At 28.5% G+C, this 13,479-nt stretch carries 15 protein-coding genes; 12 read left to right on the top strand and 3 right to left on the bottom strand.

The features are described from left to right. Position 1: 1 nt before the first annotated feature. The 12 genes from ACIJYG_RS01440 to ACIJYG_RS01385 all read left to right on the top strand — a co-directional run bounded on the left by ACIJYG_RS01440 (position 2) and on the right by ACIJYG_RS01385 (position 10,163). Positions 2 to 784, top strand: coding sequence for an alpha/beta fold hydrolase (locus ACIJYG_RS01440; RefSeq protein WP_435097678.1), 783 nt, complete (start codon positions 2 to 4; stop codon positions 782 to 784). Next, positions 785 to 2,266: an aldehyde dehydrogenase gene (locus tag ACIJYG_RS01435; protein ID WP_435097675.1), complete on the top strand. Its 1,482-nt coding sequence runs from the start codon at positions 785 to 787 to the stop codon at positions 2,264 to 2,266. Continuing rightward, positions 2,244 to 3,128 (top strand): DMT family transporter, encoded by an 885-nt coding sequence (locus ACIJYG_RS01430; protein ID WP_435097672.1) that lies wholly within the window; start codon positions 2,244 to 2,246, stop codon positions 3,126 to 3,128. Before ACIJYG_RS01435 ends, ACIJYG_RS01430 begins: the two co-directional genes overlap by 23 nt. A 187-nt stretch (positions 3,129 to 3,315) precedes the next feature. Then, positions 3,316 to 4,530, top strand: a complete 1,215-nt coding sequence (locus tag ACIJYG_RS01425) for a glycosyltransferase family 4 protein (RefSeq protein ID WP_435097669.1) — start codon at positions 3,316 to 3,318, stop codon at positions 4,528 to 4,530. Between the two features lie 37 nt (positions 4,531 to 4,567). After that, entirely contained in the window at positions 4,568 to 5,512 is a 945-nt protein-coding gene (locus ACIJYG_RS01420; RefSeq protein ID WP_435097666.1) for a hypothetical protein, read from the top strand. A 5-nt stretch (positions 5,513 to 5,517) separates the two neighbouring features. Further along, positions 5,518 to 5,934, top strand: coding sequence for a Gfo/Idh/MocA family oxidoreductase (locus ACIJYG_RS01415; protein ID WP_435097663.1), 417 nt, complete (start codon positions 5,518 to 5,520; stop codon positions 5,932 to 5,934). 80 nt (positions 5,935 to 6,014) lie between these two features. After that, a complete protein-coding gene (locus ACIJYG_RS01410) occupies positions 6,015 to 6,464 on the top strand; it encodes a hypothetical protein (protein WP_435097660.1) in 450 nt (149 codons plus the stop codon). A gap of 1 nt (position 6,465) precedes the next feature. Further along, positions 6,466 to 6,690, top strand: coding sequence for a hypothetical protein (locus tag ACIJYG_RS01405; RefSeq protein ID WP_435097657.1), 225 nt, complete (start codon positions 6,466 to 6,468; stop codon positions 6,688 to 6,690). Between the two features lie 5 nt (positions 6,691 to 6,695). Next, complete coding sequence (locus ACIJYG_RS01400) at positions 6,696 to 6,893, top strand: hypothetical protein (protein ID WP_435097654.1); 198 nt, start codon at positions 6,696 to 6,698, stop codon at positions 6,891 to 6,893. Between the two features lie 18 nt (positions 6,894 to 6,911). After that, a complete protein-coding gene (locus ACIJYG_RS01395) occupies positions 6,912 to 8,159 on the top strand; it encodes a class I SAM-dependent methyltransferase (protein ID WP_435097651.1) in 1,248 nt (415 codons plus the stop codon). After that, the gene (locus ACIJYG_RS01390) at positions 8,156 to 8,830 is read left to right on the top strand and encodes a PIG-L deacetylase family protein (protein WP_435097648.1); all 675 of its coding nucleotides are present in this window, start codon (positions 8,156 to 8,158) and stop codon (positions 8,828 to 8,830) included. The genes ACIJYG_RS01395 and ACIJYG_RS01390 overlap by 4 nt, the downstream gene beginning before the upstream one ends. A gap of 142 nt (positions 8,831 to 8,972) precedes the next feature. Then, positions 8,973 to 10,163, top strand: a complete 1,191-nt coding sequence (locus ACIJYG_RS01385) for an ABC transporter substrate-binding protein (RefSeq protein ID WP_435097645.1) — start codon at positions 8,973 to 8,975, stop codon at positions 10,161 to 10,163. A gap of 56 nt (positions 10,164 to 10,219) precedes the next feature. On the opposite strand, the gene ACIJYG_RS01380 is transcribed toward ACIJYG_RS01385, so the two are convergent. The 3 genes from ACIJYG_RS01380 to ACIJYG_RS01370 form a co-directional block, all read right to left on the bottom strand. Then, the gene (locus ACIJYG_RS01380; RefSeq protein ID WP_435097642.1) at positions 10,220 to 10,981 is read right to left on the bottom strand and encodes a sulfite exporter TauE/SafE family protein; all 762 of its coding nucleotides are present in this window, start codon (positions 10,979 to 10,981) and stop codon (positions 10,220 to 10,222) included. A 120-nt stretch (positions 10,982 to 11,101) separates the two neighbouring features. Then, positions 11,102 to 12,433, bottom strand: coding sequence for a branched-chain amino acid ABC transporter permease (locus ACIJYG_RS01375; RefSeq protein WP_435098823.1), 1,332 nt, complete (start codon positions 12,431 to 12,433; stop codon positions 11,102 to 11,104). Between the two features lie 35 nt (positions 12,434 to 12,468). Beyond that, positions 12,469 to 13,479, bottom strand: a complete 1,011-nt coding sequence (locus tag ACIJYG_RS01370) for a branched-chain amino acid ABC transporter permease (RefSeq protein WP_435086468.1) — start codon at positions 13,477 to 13,479, stop codon at positions 12,469 to 12,471.

The following is a 13,479-nucleotide window of genomic DNA, read 5'->3' as shown; positions in this document are numbered from 1 at the left end:
AATGTCTCAAGGTTTTGACCTTAAGGGTAGCTATTACTCTTATAGAAACAAAGAAACAATTCCATCAGTATTTATTCATGGTGTTGGTCTTGATCATCAAATGTGGAAACCTCAAATAAATTCATTAAATGAGTTTTCAACGTTAACTTATGATTTATTGGGACATGGAAAATCTGAATTAATAGATAATGAAGTATCTTTAGATGACTTTTCTAGTCAACTTAAGTCACTATTAGATTTTTTAAATATTAAAGAAATTAACCTCATTGGTTTTTCTTTAGGATCATTAATAGCTATAGATTTTACAATAAAATTTAAAGAATATTTAAATACATTAACTTTAATGGGGACAACTTATCAAAGAACTGATGAGGAAAGATCAAAAGTTTTGGATAGATTTGAACAAGCTAAATTAAATAAACCTATATCAAGACAAGCATTAAAAAGATGGTTTAGTGACAAATATTTAGATGAAAATCCTGAAATTTATAATGAGTTCATGAATATTTTAAACAAGAAACCTAAGGATCATAATAATTTTTTAAAAGCTTATAAATTGTTTGCAAATCATAGAGATGATATTGAGTTAATTAAAAAAATTGAAACAAAAACGCTCATTATGACAGGATCAGATGACCCAGGGTCAACTGTTGCAATGTCTGAATCTTTGTCGAAAGACCTTGTAAACTCTAAATTTGTTGAAGTAAAAAATGGAAAACATCTTTGTAGTATCGAGTGTGCAGATGATGTAAATATAAATCTTAAGAATTTTATTTATAATTAAATGTCTGAAATAAAAAATTTTAAAATGTATATTAATGGTGAATGGGTTGAATCTTCATCAGGTAAAAAGATTGAGACTTTAAATCCAGAAACCAATAAAGTGTGGGCTACTGTACCAGAGGCTAGTGAGGTTGATGTTGATAAAGCAGTCAAAGCTGCCCAAGATGCTTTTAATGGTTCTTGGTCCAACCTTCATCCAAAAGAAAGAGCAAAATTTTTAAGAAACATTGCCGATCAATTAAGAACTAATGCTGAGCATTTAGGTAAAATAGAAACAATAGATACTGGAAAATTATTTAAAGAAATAAAAACTCAAGCAAGCTATATTGCTGAATACTATGATTATTATGCAGGATTAGCTGATAAAGTTGAAGGAACAGTTGTGCCTATTGATAAACCTAATATGCAAGTTACAACAACACGGATTCCTATTGGTGTGATAGCTGCAATAATTCCCTGGAATTCACAAATGCTATTAACTGCTGTGAAGTTAGCACCAGCACTTGCGATGGGAAATACTGTTGTAATCAAAGCCTCAGAATTAGCTCCTGTCACACTTTTAGAATTTGCAAAGTTAATTGAAAGCGCAGGCTTACCCAAAGGTGTGGTTAATGTAATTACTGGATTAGGGGAACCATGTGGTAAAGCTTTAACTACTCATGATCTTGTTGAGAAGATTGCTTTTACTGGAGGTCCTGAAACAGCTCGTCATATTGTAAAAAATTCTGCAGAAAATTTATCTCAAGTAAGTTTAGAATTAGGTGGAAAGAGTCCGGTAGTTTTATTTAATGATGCTGATCAAGAAAATGCTTTAAATGGAATTACTGCAGGTATTTTTGCAGCAAGTGGACAAAGCTGTATTGCTGGATCAAGATTATATATTCAGTCTAAAATTTATAACGAATTTTTAGATAAACTTGTTAAAAAAGCAGAAGGTATAAAATTGGGGTCACCTATGGATCCAGATACCCAAATGGGGCCCTTAAATAGCTTTAAACAATTAGAAAATATTGAAAAAAATATCAAAGCTACAGTTGAACAAGGTGGAAAGATTAGATGTGGAGGAAAAAGATCATCGATTTCAAATGAAGGTTATTATTTTCCTGCAACTATAATTGAATGTGAAAACCATAATTTACCTACAGCAGAAAATGAATTATTTGGTCCTGTTTTATCAGTAATGAAATTTGAAAATGAAGAAGAAGCAATAAATCAAATGAATGATAACCAGTATGGTTTGTCTTCAGGAATTTATACTACTAATCTAGGCAGAGCTATGAGAGTATCAAAAGCTGTTAGAGCTGGGATAGTATTTGTAAATACATACAGATTGATATCACCATCAGCACCATTTGGAGGAATTAAAGATAGTGGTTACGGCAAGGAGGCTGGTATAGAGTCTATTAAAGAATATACACGAATAAAAACTACTTGGTTTAATTCATCTGAAGATCCTATGGATGACCCATTTACAATGGGATAATAGATTGCCTTTAAAGCATTTACTCATTTTACTATTTATTGCAATTGCTTACGGAAGTGCATTTCCAGTTACAAAATTAGCATTAAACAATTCCGTCCCCCCTATCCTTATGGCTTCACTAAGAATGGGAATTGTATTAATTATATTAATTCCATACTGGCGATTTAAAATACCAGAAAGAAAATATCTAACATCATTGATTGCTTTTTCAATTTCAATGGGAGTAATGGTTTATGTGTTTATGACTTTATCACTTTATCATTCATCAATTATTTCACCTGTAATTGTTGGCTCACAATTAGCTATACCTTTTGGAGTGTTGTTAAGTGGAGTAATGCTGGGTGAAAATATCAGTTCTAAAAAGTGGATTTTAATTTTTTGTGCTTTTTTTGGAATATTAATAATATTCTTTGACCCTGAGTTAGCTAACAATTTTCTAGGTTTATTTTATGCAGGCTTAATGGCATTGTTTTTTGGTTTAGCCCAAGTTTATTCAAGACAATTAAAGAATCTAGATATCAGCTTAACCAATGCGTTTACTGGTTTATTTGGTTTTGTTATATTAATGATCTTATCTTACTTTATTGAAGGTCATACAATCTCTAATATTAAATCAATAAATATTAACACTTGGGTTTTTATATTTTATCAGGCTGTTATTGTTTCTTTGGGCGCACACCTATTAATGTTTTATCTATATAAATTTTATACTGTTGGACAAATTTTTCCTTCATATTCATTATTCCCAATCTTTGGCATTGGGTTATCATTTTTAATATTTGATGAAGTACCAACGTTTTTATTTCTTGTAGGAAGTATAATTGTCTTTGTATCAGTATTTTTACTGCACAAATTGAAATGATTTAATAATTGTAAAATACTATTTGTTTTTTTATAAAAAAATTCATGAATTTAGAGTTTTTTTAATTTTTAATAAAATTCTACATTTATTATTATGAATTTAAGAATTATTGTAATGAGCAGTGTATACTTATTTTATAAACTAATATAATTCAAATTAAATTAATTGTAATTTTATTTAAAAAATAATGATCAAAAATAAAAATAATAATAAAAAAATTATAATTTTTACGCCCTATTACAATCCTGAACCATTCCCTATTAATAATTTTATTGAAGAGTTAGCAGGAAGAAAAGAGATTGAAGAAGTAAAAATTATAACTTCTTTGCCAAATTATAGAAATTATAAATTTTATGATGGTTTCAACTTTTTAGGACCATACAAGCAAAGAAATGGTAATATAAATATAACTAGATTACCAATTATACCAAGAACTTCGAATTCAGGTATTTCAATTTTTTTATTTTATATATCCTTTTTTTTTTCGTCATCTATTTTTTTATTTTTTTTTAGTTTATTTAATAGAAATAAATATGATCACATTTTAACATTTTGTGGATCACCTGTTTTTGTTGGTTACATAGGGTTTTTAGCTTCTAAAATTTTAAATACACAATCTTCTCAATGGGTGCAAGATATTTGGCCAGAAGCAATTGAGACTACTGTTGGTATCAAAAACAATACTTTAAAAAATATTGTTTTGAAATTACAAAATTATATGTGGAATTTATGTGATATTTTATTTTGTGAGTCTAAATCTTTGACTAATTATCTGAATAACTTTAATAAAAATTTTAAAGTAATAACACTCTATAATCCCATAAGAGATGAAGGCTCACTTAACTATTCTGAAAGCAAACTATTAAAAAAGAAAACTGAGTTTTCATATATAGGAAATATGGGCAGTGCTCAAAATATAGATATGATAGTTAGATGCTTTACGAAGGCAAACTTAGAAAATTCAATTTTGAATATGTGTGGAGATGGAAGTTTATTAACTGAACTTTCAAAAAAATATGCTCAAGATAATATTAAGTGGCATGGGTGGTTATCAGGAGATGATTTAAAAAAGATATACTCTAGCTCAGATTTTTTTATTCTTAGCTTAAAATCAATTGGCAGGCAGGGTTTAATAATACCAAGTAAAGTGCAATCTTATTTTATGAATCGCAAACCTATAATATGCATATCATCTGGTGCACCAAAAGATTTAATTGAAGAAATTAATGCTGGAGTTACTTGTGATGAAATCAACAATAATACAACTATTCAAATGTATAAAAAAGCATTACAATTAAGTGAAAAAGATAGAATGATCATGGGTGATAACTCTTATCAATACTATTTGAAACACTTTACCAAAAAAAGTATCGTTAATATATTCTTAAATAGCATCAAATAGTTAATGAAAACTTGTTAAATTAATATAATAGAGTTAAATGAATATAGCTGTTCTTATCAGTTCATTAATATTTTCAACAATATTGTGTTTTATATATAAAAAAATTTGGTCTACATTTTTTTTAAAAAGAATTGCAACAGGATATGGTTATTTATTGATTTATTTTATTTTAATTTACTCATATTTTTTAAAATCTCCTCCAATTGATATTAAAGTTTTAAGTATTATGCTTTTATTTTCTTCTATTTATTGGATTGACGATACAAAACATATTTCATTTATACTGAGATTATTAATCCAGTTTTTTTGTGGATCGACTATTGCATTCTTAACCCTGCTAGAGAATAACGTTATATATAGTCATAATTTTTTAATTATTATAGTTTGCTCAGGTTTTCTAAATATTTTTCTAACAAATATTATTAATTTTTATGATGGACTTGATTTAAATATCTCAATATTCACAATTATTTTAAGTTTTGTTTTAATTTTTTTATTCACTTTTGAAAAAAATTATGAGTATTTGGGACTTGTACTGCTTGGTTTTACTCTAGGATTTATGCTGTTTAATTTTATACCTAACAATATTTTTTTTGGGGACTCCGGATGTTTTGTTATTTCATCTGTAATAAATTTAATAATAATAAAAAGTATTCTTTTTTTGGATTATGGTGCTGCATACTTGGCAATACCTTTTTTATTTCTTGTGGTTGATGTAAGTTATGTTCTATTATTGAGAGTGTATTTAAAAGAGTCACTTTTAACAAGAAATTATCACCATATATATCATAAATTAGAGGAAAAATATAAAAATAAGATATATCTATTGCCCCAAATAGTGTGCGCCTCGATAATTTTTATTGTCAGTATTTTTATTGTTCCAATTAATTATGCTTCAGTTTTAAAATTTATTACAATTTCTCTAATATTAACATTGATTTTATATTTTTTTATTCAATTTTTTGTAATTAGAAGAAATTAAATATTATGAATAGTCGCAAATATTGTATTGTTGGATATGGTGAACATGCAAAGAATAAGATAATACCCTCAATTTTGCAAATTGGTTCTGAAATTATTGGAATTGTTAGTAAAAAAAAGAAAATAGATAAAAATTTTTATCAATATAAAAACTTAGAAGATGCTTTAAACAATGTTCCAAAAAAAACTATTTTTATTTTATGTACTCCTCCAGAAATTCATTCTACTCAAGCACTTAAAATCTTAAAAAATGGTTTTAATTTATTTATTGAAAAACCTGTTGCAATATCTGTTGATAATCTAAAAAAAATCATATATTTGGCAAAAAAAAATAATTTGTTTTTTGTTGAAGGTTTTATGTACAAATATTCTAATACTTACAAAAAATTTTTAAAAATCTGGTTTCAAAAAAAAAAAAAATAAACCAAATAAATATTTTTTTTTTAATACCAAAAATTCCAATTAATACTTTTAGAACTCAAAACACAAATTACTCAACTAATTTGTTTGATATAGGTTCTTATTTAATCTCATTAATTAATGACTTATATGGAAAAATAAAATTTAATTTAATATCAGTAAAAAATTATGGTCATCCAAGAAAAGAATTTTTTGAAATCAGTAGTATTCAAAAAACAACCAAAATTACAGGCAAGTTTGGGGTAAACAAAGATTATATGAATAAAATTGATTTATCTCTCAATGAAAATGATTTTTATTCTTTTAAACCTTTTTTTTATGGTAGAAGTGGCCAAAGAATCATTGAAAGTTTTGTAAATTCTAAAATTAAAAAAAATATTATAAATGAAGGTAATAATTTCTGTAATATGTTTAAAAAGAATAATAAATATTGGCTTTCTTCTCAAGAAGAGAGAAATTTTTCAATGTTAAACAACTTAAAGTCACTGGAAAACTTGAATATGCAGTATAATAATATAAAGAACATTAAATAAAATGATATCTGACACAACTATAATTGTACCTAATACATCAAGAAGTAAAGATCCTAGAGGTCAAATTTTATCAATTGTTGATGATAAAATAAGCAATGTCTCAATCATAACATGTGTGCCTGGATCAATTAGATCTAATCATTATCATTTAAAAGATTTTCATTACATGTACGTTTTAGAAGGCGAAATTGATTATTTTTTTAAAAAAAAAGCTCCGAAAAAATAGAATATTTGAAAGTTACTAAAGGACAAAATATTTTCACACCCCCAAATGAAATACATGCAACATACTTTCCTGTTACGACAAGTTTAATTGTCAGCAGTCTTCATCCAAGAGACCAGGAAACTTATGAAAAAGATACAGTACGAGTTGATTTTGTAAATGAACAAAACATTACTGAACTTTTGAAAGAACATTCAAATAAATAAATTTGTTCAAAATGATTTATGAATAAATCAGGGTTCATCAAAAACTGTAGGCTATGTGAGTCTAATGATCTTAAAAAAATAATTAATTTTGGAAAAACAGCTATTGGTAATAATTTATCGCATAATAGAAAATTATCCTTAAAAAGCTCAACTTATCCGCTAGAATTATTAAGATGTGAAAAATGTAAACATTTTCAATTAAGCTTTGAGGTTGCTCCCTCTAAGTTGTATGCAACAAATTATACATATTTAAGTGGTATTGCTCCTAGTTTTGTAAAACATTTTAAAGAATACTCAAATTGGATAATTAAAAAATGCAAAATAAAAAAAAATGATCTTGTATTAGATATTGGATCTAATGATGGTACTTGTCTCAAACCATTTAAAGAAAAAAAAATAAATGTATTAGGAATAGATCCTGCAAAATTGCCAGCACAAATCGCTAATAAAAATGGAATAAAAACTATAAATAACTTTTTCAATAAAAAAAATGCAAATAAAATTAAAAAAACTTATGGAGAAATAGATTTTATTACAAGTCACAATGTACTTGCTCATATAGGAAATATTAAAGATGTTTTTAAAAATATCTACTACTTGCTAAAAAAAGATGGATATTTTTGTTTTGAAGTAGGCTACTTTTTGAAAGTTCTTAAAAATAATTACTTTGACACAATTTACCACGAACATTTAGACTATCATCACGCTAGACCAATAACACAATATTTGTCTAAGTTAGGTTTTAGCATTATTCATATTAGTGAAAACAAAATACAGGGTGGGTCAATTCGTATTTTATGTAAAAAAGATGGTAAAAATAAAATTTTAAAACAACCAAAAAGATTTTTGTTAAATGAGAAAAAATCAGTAATTAATAATAAATTATTTTTAAAAAATTGGCAAAAAAAAATATTTGATAACATAAAAAGACTAAGAAAAATTATTCTTGACGATTTGAAAAATAATAAGAAAATAATTGGTTATGGAGCACCAACTAAGGCTGCTTTATTATTAAAATTAGCCAAACTAGAACATGGATCAATAAATTATACAATTGAGGACAATTCATTAAAAATTAATAAATATATTCCTGAAACAGATGTGCAAATTAAACCCTTTAAAAACATTTATTCCAATAAACCAAATGTGATGATTGTTTTTGCATGGAATTTTGCATCTGATATAATTAAAAAGTTGAAAAAAAATAAAATTAAACAATTAAAAATTATTGTGCCACTTCCAAAAGTTAAAATAATTAATTTATGAAAATAGATATAAAAAAAGCAATAATAATAGCTCCCCACCCAGATGATGAAACATTGGGGGTTGGTGGTACAATTAAAAGAATGACAAGCAAAGGTACAAAAGTTTCTGTGCTAATAGTTTCTGGTCATATGCCTCCGCTTTATTCTGAGAATGATTATAGAAAAACACTAAATGAGAGCAAAAAAGTTTTTAAGTACTTGGGGGTCAAAGATTATGAGTTTTTAAATATTCCAGCCACTAAAGTTAATGAAGTTCCTGTTGCAGAACTTAACGGTAAAATAAATAAATTTATAAAAGAAAGAAATCCTGATACCATCTTTATTCCATTTCCAGACAGACATATTGACCATAGAATAATTTTTGATTCATCGATTGTTGCTTCTAGACCAGTCAAAAAAAACTCTCCTAAGAATGTTTTATTATATGAAACATTATCTGAAACACATTGGAATGTTCCAACAGCTGAGCCAAGCTTTGTTCCTGATTTATTTATCAATATTGACAGACAACTTAAAAACAAGCTAGTAGCACTTAATCTATACAAATCTCAAATAAATGAAAAAAGTCCTTCTAGATCAGCAGATGCTGCGGAAGCACTTGCTAAATTCAGAGGCAGTCAAAACAGCTGCAAATATGCAGAAGCTTTTAAGGTCGCTAGAATTGTAATTTAAATCTCAATTATTAAAAATAATATTAATTAATATTAAAGACTTCCTTATTTTTGAATAAAACTGATCAATTTATATATTGATATTTTTTAGATCCTATTTAAATTACATTCTTATATATTGTTAACAATTAAAGAGGAAGATAATGAAAAAACTATTTATTGCTGCATTTATGCTTGTTTCAAGTTTTGGAACAAATGTAATGGCAGACGGACATGCGATCAAGATGGGGATTATTTTAGGATTTACGGGTCCTATTGAATCTCTAACACCAGCTATGGCTGGATCTGCAGAGCTTGCTTTTAAAGAAGCTTCTGACTCAGGTTCACTATTAGATGGAAAAAAAATTGAAGTAGTAAGAGCAGACTCAACTTGTGTTGACTCAGCAGCAGCAACGGCAGCAGCTGAAGGTGTTATTTCACAAGGTGTAGCAGCAATTATGGGAGCTGACTGTTCAGGTGTAACGGGTGCGATTGCATCAAATGTTGCTGTACCAAATGGTGTAGTAATGATTTCACCTTCTGCAACTTCACCAGGATTAACAACTCTAGATGACAATGGGTTCTTTTTTAGAACAGCTCCTTCTGATGCTAGAGGTGGACAAATTTTAGCTGACGTAACAAATGATAGAAAAGTTAAAAGTGTAGCTATTACTTATACTAATAATGACTATGGAAAAGGTTTGGCAGATGTTTATAAAGCTGCTGCTGAAGCTCATGGTATTAAAGTTACAGCTGTTACTGCTCACGAAGATGGTAAAGCTGACTACTCATCTGAAGTTGCAACATTAGCTTCTGCTGGTGGTGATGCTATGGCTGTAATCGGTTACCTTGACCAAGGTGGAAAAGGTATGATTCAAGCTGCATTAGACTCAGGTGCTTTTGATACTTTTGTTTTATCAGATGGTATGATTGGACAATCACTTGTTGATGCATTTGGAAAAGGTTTAAATAAATCTTTTGGAACTATGCCCGGATCAACTGGAAAAGGTGCTGGAGTATTTGCTGAAGTAGCAAAAGCTGGTGGCATTGATTCTTCTGGTCCATACACAGGTGAGTCATACGACGCAGCTGCATTAATAGTTTTAGCAATGCAAGCGGGTAACTCTGCTGACAGAGCATCAATTGCAAAAAATGTAATGGGTGTTGCTAACGCTCCTGGAACAAAAATTTATCCGGGTGAGCTTAAAAAAGGACTAGATTTATTAGCAAAAGGTAAAAAGATAAATTACGAAGGTGCAACTGGAGTAACTTTTACTAATGTTGGTGAAGCTGAAGGTTCTTTCTTAGAGCAAGAAATTAAAGGTGGAAAATTCAAAACTAAAAAACAAAGATAATTAATATCTTAATTTTAAAGCCCTCAGCATTGAAAATTGCTGGGGGTTTTTTTTATTTAAAAATTATACAATATTCTAAAAATACCAATTACTGAGATGGTTATCAAAAAATAAAAAACTACTTTTCTGTAAGTTTCTTCTCTACTTTTAACAAAAAATTTATTACCAATAAAAACACCTAAAGGTAAAATAACTATAAGTGGAATAGATCTATACAAAGTAGTCATATCAACAATTCCTCCAAAATAACTTAAAAAAAATGCATAAGTATCAGTTATAAAAAATAATGCTGCTAAAGAACCCCTTATAAAAATTGGTTGCATACTTGTGATAAGTAAAAATAAAGCTACTGGCAAACCACCCAATGTTGATAATCCATTCAATGCACCAGAAATAATCCCAGTTAAAACCTTTATAAAATTATTATCAATTTTTTTATTTGAATAACCTTTCATTAAAAGAATTGAAAAAAATATTATAATAATACAAATTAATAAGTGAGTTAAATTTGAGGAAAAAATTTTTAAAAGATAAAGTCCAATTGGTGAGCCAATAGCAATACCTATTAAAATTTGAAACACAAATTTCCAATTAATCTTATTCCAAATATAGGGCACCATAAAAATACTAATTGCCACTTCAAGTATCAGAATAATTGGAACAATTTCTATAGCTGGCAAGATAAACGCCAGTCCTGAAACAGAAGTGGCCGAAAACCCAAAACCATTAAACCCTCTAATTATAGACGCAACTAGTATAATCAAACTTATTAGAAAAAGTTCAAATAGACCGAAGTTTAGATAATCTAATAAAATCATTTTGATTTAGAGCTTTGTTAAAATATTGGTCTTAACTTTATTAGTTAAAACATATACTTGTCTGCTATATACATAGCCCAAGCTATTGCGGCACCTAATATAATATATTTCATTTATTGGTTATTTTATTTCTATTTTCTCTGGAAGTATACCTTTAGGTCGATATCTCATTATCAACAACAAACCAAGACCCATCATTAAATATCTAAAATAAGGAACACTTTCTATTAAATGAATTTTTAAAACGTGTGTATCTGCCATTCCAGAAGTGAATAAATTGATTAAAAATAATGCAATTGGTGCAGCTTCTATCCATAAAAACCATACTGCAAATCCACCTAATATTGCTCCAAAGTTGTTACCACTACCACCCACTATAACCATAACCCAAATAAGAAAAGTATACCTCATGGGTCTATAGCTTCCTGGTGTGAATAATCCATCTTGAGTAACTAACATGGCTCCAGCTATTCCAACAATTGCCGAACCTAAAATGAAAATTAACAAATGTTGTTTAACAACATTCTTTCCCATTGCATTTGCAGCTTCCTCATTGTCTCTAATTGCTCTCATCATTCTACCCCAAGGAGAGTAAAGAGCTTTTTGAGTTAAAATTAAAAGGACAATCACAACAACTAAAAATAGTCCAGAATAACAAAGTTTAACAAATACTGATGATCCTTCTATAACAAGTTGATTAAGTGCAGCCTGTCGATCTGCTAAATTAGAAATTAAAGCTAATTTTCCAGAATTAAATTTTTCAACTAAATTAATAAACCAATCAGTTGTTTGAAGATCCACTTCGTATGGCGCTGGTCTTTTAAGGCCAATTACATTTTTAACACCTCTTGTTAACCAGTCCTCATGTTTAATTATTGCAATAACAATTTCAGAAATAAGCAATGTTGCAATTGCTAAATAGTCAGCTCTTAAACCTAAGGCAACTTTTCCAACTATAAAAGCTAAACCCGCTGCAAAGAAAGCTCCAACGATCCATGAAAAGATAATTGGTAATCCAAAACCTCCAAGAAATCCTGTTTTAGCAGGGTTAACTGCTTCAATAGCTTCAATTCCTGGTTCAGCAGTAATTCTGATAATTACAATTCCAGCAACTATAATTCCAGCAATTCCATAAGTTCTTAATTTAGATTTTTCAAAATTTTTTAAAATAAATCGAATAGCTAATACCATTACTATAATTAACCATAGGCACATTAATATATCGAAACCTCCTGCACGCCATGCTTCTTGAACAGGATCTACAGATATTAGAACTGCTGCCAGTCCACCTAGGGCAGTATATCCCATAATTCCAAAGTTAATTAATCCAGCATAACCCCATTGAATATTGGCACCCATTGTCATCACTGCTGAAATTAAGCACATATTAAATATTGATAAAGCTATGTTCCATGATTGAAAAATTCCAACTAGAATTATCAAACCCATCATGATGCTGTAAGCAGCAATTACATTTAAATTTTTTCTCACAAGACTTTCCCTTTAAATATTCCCGAGGGTCGATACAGCAGTACTATGACTAATATTGAGAACGAAACTGCAAATTTATAATCTGTTGATAAAAGCTGAACCAAACTCTCAGGCTCCATACTCTCAGGTAAAATATACATAAAGAATTTTTTATAAGCATAAGTTAAAAATATTTCTGAAAAAGCAATAACATAACCCCCTAAAAATGCCCCAAATGGGTTTCCTATTCCCCCCACTATTGCAGCAGCAAATATTGGAAGCATGTTATTAAAGTAGGTAAATGGCTTAAAACTTTTATCTAAACCATATAAAACTCCCCCAATTGTTGCTAAAATTCCAGCAATTATCCAGGTAATCATAACAATTCTTTTTGGATCAATTCCAGAAAGCAATGCCAGATCTTCGTTATCAGAATAAGCTTTCATGCTTTTTCCAGTTTTCGTTTTATTTAAAAACCAAAATAATAATGAAACTAAAACAATAGTTACAAATATAGTTAGTACTTGAGTAGACTTTATGGCCAAGCCTTCATTAAGACCAGTCATTTCTTTAAATTCTCCTGCTTTGATAATAAATTTTTGTCCGTCAAAAAACCTTTGGTCTGCTGGTCCAATAATAATTCTTACAACTGCTTGAGTTACAAACATAACACCAATACTTACCATAGCGAGTTGAACTGGAGGACTTTTGTTTACTCTGTAATATCTGAAAACAAACTTATCAATGAAAAGCATGTAGGCAATCATAAACATTATAGCAAATGGAATTGCTACTAGTGCTGTTGGCAAAACTCCCAATGAAAAACCTAGTGATTGCAGATACCACGTAAATAAAATTGTAACCATTGTTCCAAATGACATCATGTCTCCTGTTGCAAAGTTAGCAAATCTTAAAATTCCATAAATTAATGTAACAAAAATTGCACCAAGCGCTAATTGAGAACCATAAGATAGCGCAGGAATAAATATATAATTTAATAAAAGTATAATTGAATTCAGAATATCCAT

The sequence above is a fragment of the Candidatus Pelagibacter bacterium nBUS_27 genome (genome assembly GCF_051200985.1).
Lineage (GTDB): Bacteria > Pseudomonadota > Alphaproteobacteria > Pelagibacterales > Pelagibacteraceae > Pelagibacter.
The sequence above is the reverse complement of the archived record's forward strand: the minus strand, read 5'-3'. Positions and strand labels throughout refer to the sequence as shown.

Excerpts from the sequence above, each read along its gene's own strand:
- ACIJYG_RS01440 (WP_435097678.1), top strand. The coding sequence starts at position 2 with ATGTCTCAAGGTTTTGACCTTAAGGGTAGCTATTACTCTTATAGAAAC.
- ACIJYG_RS01435 (WP_435097675.1), top strand. The coding sequence starts at position 785 with ATGTCTGAAATAAAAAATTTTAAAATGTATATTAATGGTGAATGGGTT.
- ACIJYG_RS01430 (WP_435097672.1), top strand. The coding sequence starts at position 2,244 with ATGACCCATTTACAATGGGATAATAGATTGCCTTTAAAGCATTTACTC.
- ACIJYG_RS01425 (WP_435097669.1), top strand. The coding sequence starts at position 3,316 with ATGATCAAAAATAAAAATAATAATAAAAAAATTATAATTTTTACGCCC.
- ACIJYG_RS01420 (WP_435097666.1), top strand. The coding sequence starts at position 4,568 with ATGAATATAGCTGTTCTTATCAGTTCATTAATATTTTCAACAATATTG.
- ACIJYG_RS01415 (WP_435097663.1), top strand. The coding sequence starts at position 5,518 with ATGAATAGTCGCAAATATTGTATTGTTGGATATGGTGAACATGCAAAG.
- ACIJYG_RS01405 (WP_435097657.1), top strand. The coding sequence starts at position 6,466 with ATGATATCTGACACAACTATAATTGTACCTAATACATCAAGAAGTAAA.
- ACIJYG_RS01395 (WP_435097651.1), top strand. The coding sequence starts at position 6,912 with ATGAATAAATCAGGGTTCATCAAAAACTGTAGGCTATGTGAGTCTAAT.
- ACIJYG_RS01390 (WP_435097648.1), top strand. The coding sequence starts at position 8,156 with ATGAAAATAGATATAAAAAAAGCAATAATAATAGCTCCCCACCCAGAT.
- ACIJYG_RS01385 (WP_435097645.1), top strand. The coding sequence starts at position 8,973 with ATGAAAAAACTATTTATTGCTGCATTTATGCTTGTTTCAAGTTTTGGA.
- ACIJYG_RS01380 (WP_435097642.1), bottom strand. The coding sequence starts at position 10,981 with ATGATTTTATTAGATTATCTAAACTTCGGTCTATTTGAACTTTTTCTA.
- ACIJYG_RS01375 (WP_435098823.1), bottom strand. The coding sequence starts at position 12,433 with ATGATGGGTTTGATAATTCTAGTTGGAATTTTTCAATCATGGAACATA.
- ACIJYG_RS01370 (WP_435086468.1), bottom strand. The coding sequence starts at position 13,479 with ATGGATATTCTGAATTCAATTATACTTTTATTAAATTATATATTTATT.